Source organism: Lysobacter sp. CC-YZS074, assembly GCF_056739745.1.
Window position 1 is genome coordinate 1,782,208 of the sequence record NZ_CP200301.1, and the last position, 17,162, is coordinate 1,799,369.

Consider the following 17,162-nt stretch of genomic DNA (forward strand, 5'->3'; position numbering starts at 1 on the left):
CCCGATTCCTTCATGGTCCTGCCAGTCGTACCGGTGGCGGCCCCCGCGGTTCGGGCGGGGCTGTCGCGCCCCACCCGCACGGTGGAAATCCCGTCCGCGGGAGAAAAAATCCCGAGGGCGGGACAATGAGGCCGGCGCTCATCGTGGTGGGTGCCACCGGTGGCGTCGGCCGCGGCGTGGTGCGGGCCGCCCTCGACCGGGGGCACGCCGTGGTCGCGGTGGCGCGCCACGCGGCCGCGCTCGACGCACTGCGGCTGGACCACCCCCGCGCCGACCTGACCTGCATGCCGGGTTCGGTGGCCAGCGACGGCGAGGGTGCCGCGCTCGCGACGCGGCTCCGCGACCTGTGCAGGCCGGTGAGCGGCATCGTCGTTTCCGTCTGCGGCCAGGCCCAGGGCGGCCGCGTGCTCGACCGTCCGGCCGACTTCCTGCGCCGCAAACTCGACGACGACCTGCTGCCGCACCTCGCGGCCGCCCGCAACCTGTTGCCTCTGCTGGCCGAGCGCGGCCGTGGCAGCTACCTGCTGATCGGCGGGCCCGGCAGCGAACACCCGTGGGCGGGCTACGGCCACCGCTCCATCGGCGCCGCGGCGCTGCGGATGCTCGCACGCGTGCTGCACGACGAAGCGCGCGCGGTCGACGTGCGCGTGCAACTGCTGACCGTCGACGTGCCGGTCTGCACCGGCGGCATGGAAGCCCCGGCCAGTCCCCGCTGGCCCAGCGCCCTGGCCATTGGCCAGCACGCGGTGGCGCTGGTCGAACAGGCCGCGCCCGCCGCCCCGGTGGTGCATTACGAACCGGTCCGCTCTCCCGCTTTTGGCCCAGACGGCAATACCCCGGCGGACGGATGCAACTCCCTCGCTTCCGTACGCGCGCTGCTGGGCCGTTTTTCTCAACCTGCCTCAAAGAAGGATCTTTCTCCATGACCTCCCCCACCCGTTCCGCCGGGCGTCCCGCCCGTCCCTCCCGCCCGAACGCGCTGCCGGAGCTGGCGCTTGCCATGGCCGCCCTGCTGGCCGTGGGCGTTTCCGGTTGCGGCAGCCAGGCCGCGCCCGCCGCCGCCATGCCGGCACCCGAAGTCAGCGTCGCCCGGGTGCTGGAGAAACCGGTGCAGCAATGGGACGAATTCACCGGCCGCATCGAGGCGGTGAAGTCGGTCGAGCTGCGACCCCGCGTCAGTGGCTACGTCGAGCGGATCGCCTATGAAGAAGGCGAGGAAGTCCGCAAGGGCGACCTGCTGTTCGAGATCGATCCACGCCCGTACCGGGCGACGCTGGCGGAGGCGGAAGCCAACCTCGAGCGCGCCCGCAGCGAGGCGCGACTCGCACGCGCCCAGCACGAACGCGCGCAGTCGCTGGTGGAGGCGCAGGCGATCTCCCGCGAGGAGGCCGAATCCCGCCGCGCCGAAGCCGCACAGGGCGACGCGGCGGTCCGCGCCGCCGAAGCCGCGGTGGCCAGCGCCCGCCTCGACCTGCAGTTCACCCAGGTGCGCTCGCCGATCGACGGCCGCGCCGGCCGCGCGCTCATCACCGCCGGCAACCTCGCCCAGGCCGATGCCACGGTGCTGACCAGCGTGGTGTCGCTCGACCCGGTGCACGTCCACTTCGAAGGCGACGAGCAGACCTTCCTGCGCTACCGCGAACTCGCCCGCAACGGCGACCGCGCCGAGTCGAGCAACCCGGTCCGGGTCGGGCTCGCCAGCGAGGCCGGTTACCCGCACAAGGGCGTGGTCGATTTCGTCGACAACCAGGTGGACCCGGCGACCGGCACGATCCGCCTGCGCGCGGTGCTGCCCAACCCCGACCGGGTATTCACCCCGGGTCTGTTCGCGCGGGTGCAGTTGCTCGGGCGGAACCTTGACGGCGCCATGCTGATCGACGACAAGGCCGTGCTGACGGACCAGGACCGCAGCTACGTCTATGTGCTCGGCGAGGACAACGCCGCGCAACGCAAGGACGTGGAACTGGGCGGCGAGGCCGGCGGCCTGCGCGTGGTGAAGTCCGGCCTGGACGCCGGCGACAAGGTGATCGTCCACGGCGTGCAGAAGGTGTTCTTCCCCGGCATGCAGGTATCGCCGAAGGAAGTCGCGATGGGCGCGCCGCCCTCCAACCCCGTGGCAAGCGCGGCGGGAGCGAAGTGATGGCCTCGTCAGGCTGACCTCCCCCGCGCAGGGGCCGCCGGCCCTCCCCGTCCTCCCCCGGTACGGGCTCCCCTCCCGCGCAGCGGGGAGGGCCGGCGCCACCTCTGACCGTTCCACCGCCCATCTACCCGGCCGCTCACGGCGCGGGACGGGACCGCTGTCGCCGCGCTCCGGGCGAGGCACGTTCCTTCCACGCAGCGTACGGCACCAGGGCGAAAAGCCGCCCAAGGACACCCCATATGGATTTCTCGAGATTCTTCATCGACCGCCCGATCTTCGCGGCGGTACTGTCGATCGTGATCTTCGCCGCCGGCCTGATCTCGATCCCGCTGCTACCGATCGGCGAGTACCCGGAGGTGGTGCCGCCCTCGGTGGTCGTGCGCACCGTCTACCCGGGCGCCAACCCGAAGGTGATCGCCGAGACCGTGGCCACGCCGCTGGAGGAAGCGATCAACGGCGTCGAGGACATGATGTACACCAAGTCCGTCGCCGGCTCGGACGGCGTGCTGCAGATGACCGTGACCTTCCGCCCCGGCACCGACGCCGACGAGGCCGCGGTCCGCGTGCAGAACCGGGTCAGCCAGGCGCTGTCGCGACTGCCCGAGGACGTGCGGCGCCAGGGCGTCACCACCCAGAAGCAATCGCCCACCTTCCTGATGGTGGTCCACCTGACCTCGCCCGAAGGCAAGTACGACACGCTGTACCTGCGCAACTACGCGCGCCTGCACGTCAAGGACCGGCTGTCGCGGATTACCGGCGTGGGCGATGCGCAGATCTTCGGCGGCGGCGACTACGCGATGCGCGCCTGGCTCGACCCGGAACGGATCGCGTCCCGCGGTTTGACCGCCGGCGACGTGGTGCGCGCCATGCGCGAGCAGAACGTGCAGGTGTCGGCCGGCCAGCTCGGTGCCGAACCGATGCCCGACAGCGAATTCCTGACCCTGATCAACGCCCGCGGCCGGCTGCGCACGACGCAGGAGTTCGGCGACATCGTGCTCAAGGCCGGAGCGGACGGCGAGATCGTCCGGCTTTCAGACGTCGCGCGCCTTGAGCTGGGTGCCGGCGACTACACCCTGCGCTCGCAGCTGGACGGCAAGGCGGCGGTCGGCATCGGCATCTTCCAGGCCCCGGGCGCCAATGCGCTGGAGATCCGCGATTCGGTGATCGCGACGATGGATGAACTGTCGCAGCGCTTCCCGGGCGGCGTCGAATACGAGGCCGTCTACGACACCACCATCTTCGTGCGCGACTCGATCAACGCAGTGGTCACCACATTGCTGGAGGCCGTGGTGCTGGTGGTACTGGTGGTGATCCTGTTCCTGCAGACCTGGCGTGCGTCGATCATTCCGCTGATCGCGGTACCGGTCTCGGTGGTCGGCACCTTCGCCGCGCTGTATCTGCTGGGCTTCTCGATCAACACCCTGAGCCTGTTCGGGCTGGTGCTGGCGATCGGCATCGTGGTGGACGATGCGATCGTCGTGGTGGAGAACGTCGAGCGCAACATCGAGGAAGGTCTGACTCCGCTTGCCGCCGCTCACCAGGCGATGAAGGAGGTCTCCGGCCCGATCATCGCGATCGCGCTGGTGCTGTGCGCGGTGTTCGTGCCGATGGCGTTCCTGTCCGGCGTGACCGGCGAGTTCTACAAGCAGTTCGCGGTGACCATCGCCATCTCGACGGTGATCTCGGCGATCAACTCGCTCACCCTGTCGCCCGCACTCGCCGCCCGCCTGCTCAAGCCTCATGGCGCTCCGAAGGACGCACCGTCACGGCTGATCGAGCGGATGTTCGGCTGGCTGTTCCGCCCCTTCAACCGCTTCTTCAACACCAGCTCGGACCGCTACCAGAAGATCGTGTCGCGCAGCCTGGGCCGGCGCGGTGCGGTGTTCGTGGTGTACGCGGTGCTGCTGGTCGCGACCGGCCTGATGTTCAAGGCGGTGCCGGCCGGTTTCATCCCGACCCAGGACAAGCTGTACCTGATCGCCGGCGTGAAGTTGCCGGAGGGCGCGTCGTTGGCCCGTACCGACGCCATGCTGTCGAAGGTGGTCGACATCGCGATGGAAACCGACGGCGTCGCCCACGCGATCGCGTTCCCCGGCCTCAATGCGCTGCAGTTCACCAATACGCCCAACACCGGCGTGGTGTTCCTGCCGCTCAAGCCGTTCGACCAGCGCGACCGCAGCGCCGCCGAGATCAACGCCGAGATCAACCAGAAGATCGCCGGGCTGCAGGAGGGCTTCGCGTTCGCGATGATGCCGCCGCCGATCCTGGGGCTGGGCAACGGCAACGGCTACCAGATGTTCATCGAGGACCGCGGCAACCTCGGGTATGGAGCACTGCAGCAGGCGGTCCAGGCGATGCAGGGAGCGGTCTCGCAAACGCCCGGGATGGCCTTCCCGATCACCAGCTACCAGGCCAACGTGCCGCAACTCGACGCCGAGGTCGACCGGGTCAAGGCCAAGGCGCAGGGGGTGCCGTTGACCGAGCTGTTCGACACCCTGCAGACCTACCTCGGTTCGTCCTACGTCAATGACTTCAACGAGTTCGGCCGTACCTGGCAGGTGATCGCGCAGGCCGACGCGCCGTTCCGCGACAGCATCGAGGACATCGGCAAGCTGCGCACGCGCAACGTCGATGGGGAGATGGTGCCGATCGGTTCGATGGTGAAGATCCATCGCACGTTCGGCCCAGACCCGGTGCTGCGCTACAACGGCTACCCCGCCGCCGACCTTGCCGGCGAGGCCGATCCGCGGGTGATGTCCTCGGCCGAGGCGATGGGCACGCTGCAGGCGGTCGCCGACAAGGTGCTGCCCGCCGGTATGGCGATCGAGTGGACCGACCTGAGCTACCAGCAGGCAACGCAGGGCAACGCCGCGCTGGTGGTGTTCCCTGTAGCGATCCTGCTCGCGTTCCTGGTGCTCGCCGCGCTGTACGAAAGCTGGACCCTGCCACTGGCGGTGATCCTGATCGTCCCGATGTGCATGCTCTCGGCGCTCACCGCGGTGTGGCTGACCGGCGGCGACAACAACGTCTTCGTGCAGGTCGGACTGGTCGTGCTGATGGGACTGGCGTGCAAGAACGCCATCCTGATCGTCGAGTTCGCCCGCGAGCTGGAGATGCAGGGCAAGGGCATCGTCGAGTCGGCGCTGGAAGCCTGCCGCCTGCGCCTGCGTCCGATCGTCATGACCTCGATCGCCTTCATCGCCGGCACCGTTCCGCTGGTGATCGCCTCCGGCGCCGGCGCGGAAGTGCGCTCGGTCACCGGCATCACCGTCTTTGCCGGCATGCTCGGCGTCACCGTCTTCGGCCTGTTCCTCACCCCGGTGTTCTACGTGGCCCTGCGCAAGCTGGTGTCACGGCGCGCAGGCAAGCAGGCCCAGAACGAACTGCTGGAGATCACCCATGCGTAAGTCCAACCCCGGCATTGCCCCCGCGCCCGTTCTTTCCGCGGATATGCCATCCGTTGCCGCGAGAGCGGGAGCGCGGTGGGTGCCCGGGAAAATACTGGTCGCCTCGCTGCTGACCCTTGCCCTGTCCGCCTGCATGGTCGGCCCCGACCATGTGCGCCCAGCCCCTTCCATGCCCGCACGCTTCATCAACGACGACGGCGTCGTGCAGCGCTCACCCCAGCCCGCACCTGACGCCGACTTCTGGAACGCCTTCGACGACCCGCTGCTGACACGGCTGGTTGACGAAGCCCTGCTGGCCAACTTCGACCTGCGGGTTGCACTCACCCGCTACGACCGTGCCAACGCGCTGCTGCGGGGCGCCCGCTTCGATTACCTGCCGACGCTGACTGCCAGCGCGGAAGCCAGCGATGCACGCGCCAGCGTCGACCAGGCGCCGGGGTTCGATCGGGCGGAGCGCGACGGCGAGAGTTACACCACGGGCGTCAACATGGTCTGGGAGCTGGATCTGTTCGGTCGGATCCGCCGCGGTGTCGAGGCGAGCCGGGCGGAAACCGCGGCGACCGCAGCCGATCTCGCAGCGATGCAGGTGGCGATCGTCGCCGAGGTGGCACGCAGCTACATCGACCTTCGCGGTCTGCAGGAGCGGCTCCGGGTCGCCCGGGAGAACGCGGCGAACCAGCGCGAGACCCTGCGCATCGTCCAGGCGCGGCTCGATGCGGGCGCCGCCACCGGGTTCGACCGCGCACGTGCCAGCGCGCAGCTGGAAGCCACCCTCGCCCGAATTCCCGCGCTGGAAGCGGAAGCGGCCGTGACGATGCACCGGCTCGCGGTGCTCACCGGCAAAGCGCCGGGCGCACTGGTGGCGGAGTTGGGTGTGCCCGCCCCGCTCCCTGCATTGCCGGTGCCCGTCGATCCCGGCACGCCGGGCGAGCTGCTGCGGCGACGGCCCGACATTGCCGCCGCCGAATTCCGCCTGCACGCCGCCACCGCACGGATTGGCGTCGCTACCGCGGACCTGTTCCCCCGTTTCACCCTCGGAGGGCTGATCGGCAGCCAGGCAATCGATTCGGGCGATCTGTTCGAGCGCGACAGCGAAACGCGGCTGGTCGCGCTCGGCATCGACTGGTCGTTCCTGGACATCGGCCGCGTGCGTGCGCGGATGGCCGCCGCTGACGCGGATGCGGCGGGCGAGCTCGCCCGGTACCAGCACACTGTGATGCTCGCGCTCGAGGAAACCGAAAACGCCCTGGTCCGTTACCGGCGCACGCGCGTCGAAGACGGCCACCTGCAGCAGGCTGCCGACGAAAGTACCCGTGCGGCCGAACTCGCCCGGCTGCGCTACGACGCCGGAAGTACCGGTTTGCTGGAGGTGCTCGACGCCGAACGCACGCGCCTGCAGGCACAGGACGCACTGGCCGAAGTGCGCACCCGCGCCGCGAACAGTGCCGTGGCCGTCTACAAGGCGATGGCGGGTGGCTGGCCTGGGCGCGTGCCGGTGCGGGAAGACGTGGCCAGCAGCCAATAAGGCCGGAGGGGATCGGCATCGTGCGTGCCGATCCCCGCGCGCCGGGGTTGTCCATTTGCTGGAACGCGACACCCGAAAACATCAAGGGCCGCCTTTCGGCAGCCCTTGATGTTGAAGCGAAGTGGCGTCCCCACGGGGATTCGAACCCCGGTCGCAACCGTGAAAGGGTTGTGTCCTAGGCCTCTAGACGATGGGGACGCAGTGGTTTTCCGCACCTGGGTCGACTGCTTTCACTCAGTCGGGTAACGAAGAACCTTTGAAGTGGTGGAGCCAGGCGGGATCGAACCGCCGACCTCTACAATGCCATTGTAGCGCTCTCCCAGCTGAGCTATGGCCCCACGTGCTGGAAAGTCGACAAGCTTAAGGACGGTTTTCGAAGTCGTCAAGCAGTCTTTTCGAGTTCGGCGAAATTTTTTTCCGACGCGCTCAGCGTGGTGGCTCCGTGGCCGCGATCGGATAGGTACTGCAGCCACTTGCCGAGGAAGGTGTTCATCCGCAGGCGGTGGCCGATCAGTTCCGCCGGTGGCGGGTACATGCCGATGACGTCCTGCCAGCGGCGACCGATGTAGCAGTGGGTCGCCTCCAGCTGGCCGGTGTCGTGGTACTGGCGCAGGTACGCCGATGGATCCGGCTCGCCGGTCACCGGGTCGGGCATGGCGTAGGTCAGGCGCAGTTCCGTGGTGTAGCGGTGCTGCTCGAGGATGTCGACCTGCAGATCCAGACCATCGCCGATGCTCGACACGTAGCGGCCCGCCGACAGCCCCGCCGGGGCGAACAGGCGGCCCAGTCGGGCGTGGTTCTCCGTATAGAGCGCCATCAGCCAGCCGAAGCGGCTCAGGGTGGGAATCCGCGCGGTGCGGTCGGCCAGCGAGTCCATGCATCGATCCTACACGCCGATCGGCGCGTGCGGCAGCGCCCGCGGGCCTGCGCGAACAACCGATTCAGGATCGCGGGACCGCCCTGCTCCCCGCTTTCAGAACATCTCGCGCCGGATGCCGAGCGTGGAAAGCACCTTGCTGGAGATCTCCTCGATGGAGGTGTGCGTGGTGCTCAGCGTGGGGATGCGTTCGGCGCGGAACAGCGCCTCGGCCTGGGCCACCTCGCGCCGGCAGGTCTCCAGCTTGGCGTAGCGCGAGTTGGGCCGGCGCTCCTGCCGGATCTGCTGCAGGCGCAACGGATCGATCGTCAGTCCGAACAGCTTCTGCCGGAACGGGCGCAGGCGCGGGGGCAGCCGGTCGTGCTCGAGGTCCTCCTCGGTCAACGGGTAGTTGGCGGCGCGGATGCCGTAGTGCAGCGCGAGGTAGACGCAGGTCGGGGTCTTGCCCGCCCTCGACACCGCGATCAGGATCACGTCGGCGTCCTCGTAGTCGACCGCCTGACCGTCGTCGTGGCTCAACGCGTAGTTCATCGCGTTGATGCGGTGGTGGTAGGCCTCGAAATCGACGATGGCGTGTGCGCGACCGACGTGCCGCTGCCGGCTCTCCTGCAACTCGCGCTCCAGCGGCTCGATGAAGGGCGCGAACACGTCCAGCATGAGCGCCCCGCTGTGGGCGAGGGTTTCGCTCACCTCGCTGTCCATGCAGGAGTTGATCACGATGGGACGGACGCTGTGGACCTCCGCCGCCACCCGTATGCGGTCGGCAGCCTCGCGGGCGCGTTCGATGCTGTCGACGAACGAGATGCGCTCGCCGATGAACTGGGTGTCTGTGAACTGCGTCAGCAGGCTGTGGCCGATGGTCTCGGCGGTGATGCCGGTGCCATCGGAGACATAAAAGACCGGCCTGACCAGTGCCATCGGAACCCCCGCGTTCGTCGTCGTTCAACAGGAAAAAGCCCGTCGGATCAACCTTGTATGCACCCGGCGCAGGAGCGATCATATCCGCTTGGCCGCGCCGGCCGGGCCCGTCTGGCGTGCTCGACATCCTCGGAGACCCCGCTTGAACGAGAACATCCTCTGGCTGCACGCGCTGCGCCTCAACGACCTGGCCCGCGTCGGCGGCAAGAATTCCTCGCTCGGCGAGATGATCGGCAACCTAGCCAACCTCGGGGTTTCGGTGCCCGGCGGCTACGCCACTACGGCCGAGGCGTTCAAGGATTTCATCGCCCACAACGACCTGCACCAGCGGATCTTCGACCGCCTGGCCGATCTCGACGTGGAGGATGTCGGCGCGTTGACGAAGGCCGGCGGCGAGATCCGCGGCTGGGTCATCGACGCCCCGCTGCAGCCGGCGCTCGACAAGGACATCCGCGAGGCCTACCACCAGCTGTGTGCCGAGAACGGCGGCGGTGACGTCGCCGTCGCGGTGCGCTCCTCGGCCACCGCCGAGGACCTGCCCGACGCCAGCTTCGCCGGCCAGCAGGAGACCTTCCTCAACGTCACCGGCGAGGACGACGTCGTCCGCAAGGTCAAGGAAGTCTTCGCCAGCCTCTACAACGACCGCGCAATCGCCTACCGCGTGCACCACGGCTTCAAGCACGAGGACGTGTTCCTGTCGGCCGGCGTGCAGCTGATGGTGCGTTCCGACGTCGGCGCCTCGGGCGTGCTGTTCACCCTCGACACCGAGTCGGGCTTCCGCGAGGTGGTGTTCATCACCTCCAGCTATGGCCTGGGCGAGATGGTCGTGCAGGGCGCGGTCAATCCGGACGAGTTCTACGTCTACAAGCCCACCCTCGCCCAGGGCAAGCAGGCGATCCTGCGCCGCTCGATCGGCGCCAAGCAGCTGCGCATGGTCTATTCCGACCAGCCTGGCGAGCGCGTCCGCACCGAGGACACCCCGGTCGAACTGCGCAACGCGTTCTCGATCTCCGACGAGGACGTGCACGAGCTGGCCCGCCAGGCGCTGACCATCGAGAAGCACTACGGTCGCCCGATGGACATCGAGTGGGCGAAGGACGGCGTATCCGGCAGGCTGTTCATCGTGCAGGCCCGTCCGGAGACGGTGAAGTCGCGCGCCAAGGCGACCCAGATCGAGCGCTACCAGCTCGGCGAGCGTGGCCCGGTGGTCTGCGAAGGCCGCGCGATCGGCCAGAAGATCGGCAGCGGCGTCGCCCGCGTGGTCCGCTCGCTCGACGACATGGCGCGGGTGCAGCCCGGCGACGTGCTGGTCGCCGACATGACCGATCCGGACTGGGAGCCGGTGATGAAGCGCTCGGCCGCGATCGTCACCAACCGCGGCGGCCGCACCTGCCATGCGGCGATCATCGCGCGCGAGCTGGGTGTGCCGGCGGTGGTCGGCACCGGCAACGCGCTTGATGCGATCCAGGATGGCCAGGTCGTCACCATCAGCTGCGCCGAGGGCGACACCGGCTTCATCTACGACGGCGCCCTGCCCTTCGAGCGCCACACCGCCGACCTCGAGGACATGCCGCCGGCGCCGCTCAAGGTGATGATGAACGTCGCCAACCCGGAGCGCGCGTTCGACTTCGCGATGCTGCCCAACGCCGGCGTCGGCCTGGCGCGGCTGGAGATGATCATCGCCAGCCACATCGGCGTGCATCCCAAGGCGCTGCTGGAGTACGACCAGCAGGATGCCGCGACGAAGAAGAAGATCGACGAGCGCATCGCCGGCTACGGCGACCCGGTGGATTTCTACGTCGACCGCCTTGCCGAGGGCATCGCCACCATCACCGCCTCGGTCGCGCCGAACCCGGTGATCGTGCGACTGAGCGACTTCAAGTCCAACGAGTACGCCAACCTCATCGGCGGCAGCCGCTACGAGCCGCACGAGGAGAACCCGATGATCGGCTTCCGCGGCGCCAGCCGCTACGTCGACCCGGGCTTCACCGAGGCTTTCGCGCTGGAGTGCCGCGCGGTGCTCAAGGTCCGCGAGCAGATGGGCCTGACCAACTGCTGGGTGATGATCCCGTTCGTGCGCACGCTGGACGAGGGCCGCAAGGTGGTCGAGGTGCTGCGCGCCAACGGCCTCGAGCAGGGCAAGGACGGGCTCAAGATCATCATGATGTGCGAGCTGCCGTCCAACGCGCTGCTGGCCGAGGAGTTCCTGGAGATCTTCGACGGCTTCTCCATTGGTTCCAACGACCTCACCCAGCTGACCCTCGGCCTCGACCGCGACTCCGGCCTGGTGGCGCACCTCTTCGACGAACGCGACCCGGCGGTGAAGAAGCTGCTGTCAATGGCGATCCAGACCGCACGCGCCAAGGGCAAGTACGTCGGCATCTGCGGCCAGGGCCCGAGCGACCACCCGGACCTCGCGCAGTGGCTGATGGAGCAAGGCATCGAGTCGGTCTCGCTCAACCCGGACACGGTGGTCGATACCTGGCTGCGACTGGCCAAGGCCAAAGCCGGCTGACCGACCACAGGCCGGTCACGCGCCGGCCTTACCATGAATGCACAACCGGACGCCCCGCCCCAGCGGGGCGTCGCATTTGCGGACGAGGAGACGGGCATGACGTGGTTCGGCAACTTCGAGGGGATCGACTGGCGTGCGTTCCTGGTGGGATGGGGGCTGAAGATTGCCGCTGCGCTGCTGATCCTCGTCATCGGCATGCGGTTGGCGAAATGGCTGGTGAACATTGCCGAACGCGCGCTCGTCAACACCCACGTCGAACCCACCGCGGTGCAGTTCCTCAAGAAGGTCGCGTACGTGGCGCTGCTGGTGTTGCTCGCACTGACGGTGCTGAGCGTGTTCGAGGTGCCGATGACCTCGGCGTTCGCCGTGCTCGGCGCGGCAGGCTTGGCGATCGGCCTGGCGCTGAAGGACTCGCTGTCCAACATCGCTTCGGGGGTGATGCTGGTGACCCTCAAGCCGTTCCGCGTCGGTGACGTGGTCACCATCAACGGCGAAGGCGGCACGGTCGAGGAGATCAGCATTTTCCAGACCCGGCTTCGCGGCGCCGACAACCAGACCATCGTCCTGCCCAACAGCCTGGTCACCACCGACTCCATCATCAACTCGACGCCCGACGTGCGACGTCGGGTCGAGCTGGTCATCGGCATCGGCTACGACGATGACATCGACCAGGCACGCGCGGTGATCATGGAAATCATCAACGCCGATCCGCGAATACTCGAGGAGCCCGCCGCGGACGTCGTGGTCTACGAGCTGGCACAGAACAGCGTCAACCTCGGCGTCCGCTGCCACACCGCCAACGCGGACTGGTTCGCGGTCAAGGTGCACCTCAACGAGGCGATCAAGAAGGCGTTCGATACCGCCGGGATCAGCATTCCGTTCCCGCAGCGCGATGTGCACATGTATCACCACGTGGCCGACGGCGCGGTCGGACCGGGCGAGTTCGGCCAACTGCCGTCACCGCGGCAGGAGCGCGACTAGCCACGGGGTTTCTGTAGGAGCGGCTTCAGCCGCGATCGGAAGCGGCGTTTTGCCCCGCTTGATAATCGCGGCTGAAGCCGCTCCTACAGAAAGCGCAAGCAGGGAGAGCCAGCCACGCCCCCTGCCGTTCTAGACGCCGGACGTATCCAGCCCGCCCAGCCGGCCCATGAAGAAGCGATAGTGTTTCAGCTCGGCGATGGAGTCGTGCACGTCGCTCAGCGCCGTGTGCTTGGCTTCCTTGCCGACCCCGGCCAGTACCTCGGGCGCCCACCGGCGCGCCAGCTCCTTGATGGTGCTGACATCGAGGTTCCGGTAGTGGAAATGCTGCTCGACCCGCGGCATCAGCCGGTGCAGGAAGCGGCGGTCCTGACAGATCGAGTTGCCGCACATCGGCGAGGCGTTGGCCGGCACCCACTCGGCGAGAAAGGCCAGCGTCTGCGCCTCGGCGTCCTCCATGGCGACCCCCTGCTCCAGTACGCGCGCCCAGAGGCCGGACTTGCGATGCTGGTTGCGGTTCCAGTCGTCCATTGCCTCGAGCCGCTGCAGCGGGTGGCGAATCGCCAACTCCGGCCCTTCGGCAAGCACGTCCAGGTTGGCGTCGGTCACCACGGTGGCGATCTCGAGGATCGAGTCGTTGTCCGTGTCCAGGCCGGTCATCTCCAGATCGATCCAGATCAACCGTTGTTCGTTCCCTGCCTTCGTGCCCATGCTCGCCGTTCCCTACGTGACGCGGCATGATAGCCCACGACTCCGTCACTGCCGCGGCTACAGTGATCTCAAGCGACCCCCATTACGCAGTACTGACGGCGATGCTCGCGCCAGCCTTCTTCCTGACGGCCACCGGCTCGCTGCTGATTTCGGCGAGCAACCGGCTGGCGCGGGTCGTGGATCGGCTGCGCCAGCTGATGAAGGACATGGAGCAGGCGACCGACGAGGAAGAACTGCGCTGGCTGGACTACCGGATCTCACGCCAGCGCCGCCGCAGTGGCCTGATCCTGCGCGCCAACCAGATGCTTTACCTGTCGCTGAGCTGCTTCGTCGGCACCAGCCTGGTGGTGGCCCTGGATGCCTTCGTCCCGTTCCGGGCGGGGGTGCTCCCGACCACCTTCGCCGTACTCGGGGTGCTGGGGCTGTTCGCCTCCAGCCTGATGCTGTCGCGCGAATCGACGATTGCCGTGGCCATTCTCAACGAGGAGATGGACCGCTCCCACGCACGCGCGCGTTCGCGGACCCGCTAAAGCGGCGGCTTGCCGCGCTTGCGGCGGAAGTAGTTGCGCAGCATCGTCCCGGCTTCGCCACCGAGTACACCGCCGAGCACATCGACCCGGTGGTTGTGGCGCGGATCGGCCAGCAGGTCGAACACGCTGCCGGCCGCCCCGGTCTTCGGGTCGAAGGCACCGAACACCACCCGCGCCACGCGCGCGTGGACCATTGCCATCGCGCACATCGCGCACGGCTCGAGGGTCACGTAGAGGGTGCTGCCGAGCAGCCGGTGATTGCCAAGCCGGCCGCCGGCCTGCCGCAATGCGACGATCTCCGCATGTGCGGTGGCGTCGTGCTCGGTGATGTTGCGATTCCAGCCTTCGCCAATGATGTCGCCATCGCTCGACACCAGTACCGCGCCGACCGGGATTTCGTCATCCTCGCGCTCGGCCCGTTCGGCGAGCGCGAGCGCATGGCGCATCCAGTGTTCGTCCATGGCGTCAGGCGGTGGCGGAACGCCTTACTCCCACTCGATCGTTGCCGGTGGCTTGCCGCTGATGTCGTAGACGACGCGGGAAACACCACGCAGCTCGTTGATGATCCGGTTGGACACCTTGCCGAGGAATTCGTACGGCAGGTGCGCCCAGTGCGCGGTCATGAAGTCGATGGTTTCGACCGCGCGCAGCGCAATCACCCACTCGTAGGCGCGGGCGTCGCCGACCACGCCGACCGACTTGACCGGCAGGAATACAGCAAAGGCCTGGCTGGTCTTGTCGTAAAGACCCACCTTGCGCAGCTCGTCGATGAAGATGTGGTCGGCCTTGCCGAGCAGCTCGGCGTACTCGCGCTTGACCTCGCCGAGGATGCGCACGCCCAGCCCCGGGCCCGGGAACGGATGGCGGTAGACCATCGTCTCCGGCAGGCCGAGCTCGACCCCCAGGCGTCGCACCTCGTCCTTGAACAGCTCGCGCAGCGGCTCGACCAGGCCGAGCTTCATGTGCTCGGGCAGGCCGCCGACGTTGTGGTGGCTCTTGATGACGTGGGCCTTGCCGGTCCTACTGCCGGCCGACTCGATCACGTCGGGGTAGATCGTGCCCTGCGCCAGCCACTTGGCGTTGGCCAGCCTGCCGGCCTCCTCGTCGAAGATCTCGACGAACAGGTTGCCGATGATCTTGCGCTTGGCCTCCGGATCGCTGACGCCTTCGAGCGCCTTGAAGTAGCGGTCGGCGGCGTCGACCCGGATCACCTTGACGCCCATGTGCTCGGCGAACATCGCCATGACCTGGTCGCCTTCCTGCCAGCGCAGCAGGCCGGTGTCGACGAACACGCAGGTCAGCTGCTCGCCGATCGCCTTGTGCAGCAGCGCGGCGACGACCGAGGAGTCCACGCCGCCGGACAGGCCGAGGATCACCTCGTCGCTGCCGACCTGCTCGCGCACGCGGGCGATCTGGTCCTCGATGATGTGGGCGGCGGTCCACAGCGTCTGGCAGCCGCAGATCTCGGTGACGAACCGGCGCAGCAGGGTCTGGCCCTGCAGGGTATGGGTGACCTCCGGGTGGAACTGCACGCCGTACCAGCGCCTGTCCTCGTTGGCCATCGCCGCGACCGGAATGCGGTCGGTCTTCGCGGTGACGGTGAAGCCCGGCGGCGCGGTGGCCACGTGGTCCCCGTGGCTCATCCAGACATTCAGGCGCGGCTCGCCGCCGTGGTCGGACAGACCGCCGAGCAGCGCGTCGTGGGCGACCAGCGCGACTTCGGCATGGCCGAACTCGCGCGCGTCGGCGGCCTCGGTCGAACCGCCCAGCTGCGCGGCCAGCGTCTGCATGCCGTAGCAGATGCCGAGGATCGGCAGACCGCTGTCGAACACTTCCTGCGGCGCGCGCGGGGCGCCCGGCAGCGTGGTCGACTCGGGGCCGCCCGACAGGATGATGCCCTTGGCCCCGTAGGCGGCGATCTCGGACGGGTCGTGGTCCCAGGCCCAGATCTCGCAGTAGACGCCGATTTCGCGGATGCGGCGGGCGATCAGCTGGGTGTACTGCGCCCCGAAATCGAGGATCAGGATCTTGTCGGAATGGATGTCGGTCATGTCAGCCGGCGCGGTAGTTCGGCGGTTCCTTGGTGATCTGCACGTCGTGCACGTGGCTCTCGCGCGTGCCGGCGTTGGTGACGCGGACGAACTGCGGCTTCTTGCGCATCTCCTCGACGGTCGCGCAGCCCAGGTAGCCCATGGTTGCCCTCAGGCCGCCGGCGAGCTGGTGGACCACGCCACGCAGCGGGCCGCGATACGGCACCCGGCCTTCGATGCCCTCCGGCACGAGCTTGTCGGCGTCGCTGGCGTCCTGGAAGTAGCGGTCCTTGGACCCCTGCTCCATCGCGCCCAGACTGCCCATGCCGCGGTAGCTCTTGTAGCTGCGGCCCTGGAACAGCTCGGTTTCGCCGGGCGATTCCTCGGTGCCGGCAAACAGCCCTCCGACCATGACCGTCGACGCTCCGGCCACCAGCGCCTTGCCGATATCGCCGGAATAGCGGATGCCGCCATCGGCGATCAACGGGATGCGGTCCTGCAGCGCCTCGGCGACCATGTCGACCGCGGTGATCTGCGGCACGCCGACGCCGGCGACGATGCGGGTGGTGCAGATCGAACCCGGGCCGACGCCGACCTTCACCGCGTCGGCGCCGTGGTCCATCAGCGCCAGCGCCGCATCGCCGGTGACGATGTTGCCGCCGATCACCTGCAGCTGGGGGAAGTTCTTCTTGACCCATCGCACGCGCTCCAGCACGCCCTGCGAATGGCCGTGCGCGGTGTCGACCACCACCACGTCGACGCCAGCCGCGGCGAGTGCCTCCACGCGCGCCTCGGTGTCGCCGCCGACGCCGACCGCCGCACCCACCAGCAGCCGCTCGCTGGTGTCGTAGGCGGCATTGGGATTGTCGGACTTCTTCTGGATGTCCTTGACGGTGATCAGGCCGCGCAGCTCGAAGTCGTCGTTGACCACCAGCACCTTTTCGATGCGGTGCTTGTGCAGCAGGCCGAGCACCTCGTCGTCGGAGGCCCCCTCCTTCACCGTCACCAGCCGGTCCTTCTTGGTCATGATGTGGCGGACCGGATCGTCGTGCCGGGTCTCGAAGCGCATGTCGCGGCTGGTGACGATGCCGACCAGCCGGCCGCCGTCCACCACCGGCACGCCGGAGATGTTGCGCTCGCGGGTGAGTTTGAGCACGTCGGCGATGCTGGTTTCGGGGGCCACCGTGAACGGCGACTTGATCACCCCGGCCTCGAAGGTCTTCACCTGCGCGACCTGCGCGGCCTGCGCGGCCAGCGTCATGTTCTTGTGGATGATGCTGAGCCCGCCCAGCTGGGCCATCGCAATGGCGAGGCGGGCTTCGCTGACGGTATCCATCGCCGCCGACAGGATCGGCAGGCGGATGGTCAGGTCGCGGGTGACCCGGGTGGCTAGGGAAACGTCCTTGGGCAGGACGGTCGAGTGCGCGGGGACGAGCGATACGTCGTCGAAGGTCAGCGCTTCAGCCTGGATGCGCAGCATGGGCGGGCCCGGGGAGGATGAAGCGCGTCATTGTACCGCGTCCGCCGCTCC

General features: G+C 68.2%; 13 protein-coding genes and 2 tRNA genes. 7 read left to right on the plus strand and 8 right to left on the minus strand.

The annotated features are described in order from the left end of the window. Window positions 1-125: 125 nt before the first annotated feature. The 4 genes from U8331_RS08000 to U8331_RS08015 all read left to right on the plus strand — a co-directional run bounded on the left by U8331_RS08000 (window position 126) and on the right by U8331_RS08015 (window position 7,072). Window positions 126-926 (plus strand): SDR family NAD(P)-dependent oxidoreductase, encoded by an 801-nt coding sequence (locus U8331_RS08000; RefSeq protein ID WP_481130530.1) that lies wholly within the window; start codon window positions 126-128, stop codon window positions 924-926. Window positions 927-1,000: 74 nt separating this feature from the next. After that, window positions 1,001-2,140 carry an efflux RND transporter periplasmic adaptor subunit gene (locus U8331_RS08005; RefSeq protein ID WP_481132927.1) on the plus strand — a complete coding sequence of 380 codons (1,140 nt, stop codon included), beginning with the start codon at window positions 1,001-1,003 and terminating at the stop codon, window positions 2,138-2,140. 239 nt (window positions 2,141-2,379) lie between these two features. Beyond that, window positions 2,380-5,547: an efflux RND transporter permease subunit gene (locus U8331_RS08010; protein ID WP_481130531.1), complete on the plus strand. Its 3,168-nt coding sequence runs from the start codon at window positions 2,380-2,382 to the stop codon at window positions 5,545-5,547. A 169-nt stretch (window positions 5,548-5,716) separates the two neighbouring features. Further along, window positions 5,717-7,072: an efflux transporter outer membrane subunit gene (locus U8331_RS08015; RefSeq protein WP_481130532.1), complete on the plus strand. Its 1,356-nt coding sequence runs from the start codon at window positions 5,717-5,719 to the stop codon at window positions 7,070-7,072. A gap of 122 nt (window positions 7,073-7,194) precedes the next feature. On the opposite strand, the gene U8331_RS08020 is transcribed toward U8331_RS08015, so the two are convergent. The 4 genes from U8331_RS08020 to ppsR all read right to left on the minus strand — a co-directional run bounded on the left by U8331_RS08020 (window position 7,195) and on the right by ppsR (window position 8,867). After that, a tRNA-Glu gene (locus U8331_RS08020) sits at window positions 7,195-7,270 on the minus strand. A 64-nt stretch (window positions 7,271-7,334) separates the two neighbouring features. Then, a tRNA-Ala gene (locus tag U8331_RS08025) sits at window positions 7,335-7,410 on the minus strand. 44 nt (window positions 7,411-7,454) lie between these two features. Continuing rightward, entirely contained in the window at window positions 7,455-7,949 is a 495-nt protein-coding gene (locus U8331_RS08030) for a DUF1249 domain-containing protein (protein WP_481130533.1), read from the minus strand. A gap of 96 nt (window positions 7,950-8,045) precedes the next feature. Then, a complete protein-coding gene (gene ppsR, locus U8331_RS08035) occupies window positions 8,046-8,867 on the minus strand; it encodes a posphoenolpyruvate synthetase regulatory kinase/phosphorylase PpsR (RefSeq protein WP_481130534.1) in 822 nt (273 codons plus the stop codon). A 142-nt stretch (window positions 8,868-9,009) separates the two neighbouring features. Between ppsR and ppsA the strand changes: the two genes are divergently transcribed. Further along, window positions 9,010-11,382 (plus strand): phosphoenolpyruvate synthase, encoded by a 2,373-nt coding sequence (gene ppsA, locus U8331_RS08040; RefSeq protein WP_481130535.1) that lies wholly within the window; start codon window positions 9,010-9,012, stop codon window positions 11,380-11,382. 96 nt (window positions 11,383-11,478) lie between these two features. Further along, window positions 11,479-12,363: a mechanosensitive ion channel family protein gene (locus tag U8331_RS08045; RefSeq protein WP_481130536.1), complete on the plus strand. Its 885-nt coding sequence runs from the start codon at window positions 11,479-11,481 to the stop codon at window positions 12,361-12,363. A gap of 129 nt (window positions 12,364-12,492) precedes the next feature. Here U8331_RS08045 and orn read toward each other — a convergent pair whose 3' ends face one another. Next, window positions 12,493-13,071 (minus strand): oligoribonuclease, encoded by a 579-nt coding sequence (gene orn / locus U8331_RS08050; RefSeq protein WP_481130537.1) that lies wholly within the window; start codon window positions 13,069-13,071, stop codon window positions 12,493-12,495. 101 nt (window positions 13,072-13,172) lie between these two features. Between orn and U8331_RS08055 the strand changes: the two genes are divergently transcribed. After that, window positions 13,173-13,601 (plus strand): DUF2721 domain-containing protein, encoded by a 429-nt coding sequence (locus U8331_RS08055; protein WP_481130538.1) that lies wholly within the window; start codon window positions 13,173-13,175, stop codon window positions 13,599-13,601. Here the strand turns inward: U8331_RS08055 and tadA are convergent. The 3 genes from tadA to guaB are packed head-to-tail and all read right to left on the minus strand — an operon-like array spanning window position 13,598 to window position 17,111. Next, a complete protein-coding gene (tadA, locus tag U8331_RS08060) occupies window positions 13,598-14,062 on the minus strand; it encodes a tRNA adenosine(34) deaminase TadA (protein WP_481130539.1) in 465 nt (154 codons plus the stop codon). The genes U8331_RS08055 and tadA overlap by 4 nt on opposite strands. Window positions 14,063-14,086: 24 nt before the next feature. Continuing rightward, on the minus strand, window positions 14,087-15,652 hold the full coding sequence (guaA, locus tag U8331_RS08065) for a glutamine-hydrolyzing GMP synthase (protein ID WP_481130540.1): 1,566 nt from the start codon (window positions 15,650-15,652) through the stop codon (window positions 14,087-14,089). Window position 15,653: 1 nt separating this feature from the next. Beyond that, window positions 15,654-17,111 carry an IMP dehydrogenase gene (gene guaB / locus U8331_RS08070; RefSeq protein ID WP_481130541.1) on the minus strand — a complete coding sequence of 486 codons (1,458 nt, stop codon included), beginning with the start codon at window positions 17,109-17,111 and terminating at the stop codon, window positions 15,654-15,656. Between the last annotated feature and the right edge of the window lie 51 nt (window positions 17,112-17,162).

Bases quoted from the DNA above. Each gene is read 5' to 3' on its own strand.
- U8331_RS08055 (WP_481130538.1), top strand. From the start codon at position 13,173: ATGCTCGCGCCAGCCTTCTTCCTGACGGCCACCGGCTCGCTGCTGATT.
- U8331_RS08010 (WP_481130531.1), top strand. From the start codon at position 2,380: ATGGATTTCTCGAGATTCTTCATCGACCGCCCGATCTTCGCGGCGGTA.
- U8331_RS08015 (WP_481130532.1), top strand. From the start codon at position 5,717: ATGCCCGCACGCTTCATCAACGACGACGGCGTCGTGCAGCGCTCACCC.
- U8331_RS08045 (WP_481130536.1), top strand. From the start codon at position 11,479: ATGACGTGGTTCGGCAACTTCGAGGGGATCGACTGGCGTGCGTTCCTG.
- U8331_RS08000 (WP_481130530.1), top strand. From the start codon at position 126: ATGAGGCCGGCGCTCATCGTGGTGGGTGCCACCGGTGGCGTCGGCCGC.
- orn (WP_481130537.1), bottom strand. From the start codon at position 13,071: ATGGGCACGAAGGCAGGGAACGAACAACGGTTGATCTGGATCGATCTG.
- guaA (WP_481130540.1), bottom strand. From the start codon at position 15,652: ATGACCGACATCCATTCCGACAAGATCCTGATCCTCGATTTCGGGGCG.
- ppsR (WP_481130534.1), bottom strand. From the start codon at position 8,867: ATGGCACTGGTCAGGCCGGTCTTTTATGTCTCCGATGGCACCGGCATC.
- tadA (WP_481130539.1), bottom strand. From the start codon at position 14,062: ATGGACGAACACTGGATGCGCCATGCGCTCGCGCTCGCCGAACGGGCC.
- U8331_RS08030 (WP_481130533.1), bottom strand. From the start codon at position 7,949: ATGGACTCGCTGGCCGACCGCACCGCGCGGATTCCCACCCTGAGCCGC.
- guaB (WP_481130541.1), bottom strand. From the start codon at position 17,111: ATGCTGCGCATCCAGGCTGAAGCGCTGACCTTCGACGACGTATCGCTC.
- U8331_RS08005 (WP_481132927.1), top strand. From the start codon at position 1,001: ATGGCCGCCCTGCTGGCCGTGGGCGTTTCCGGTTGCGGCAGCCAGGCC.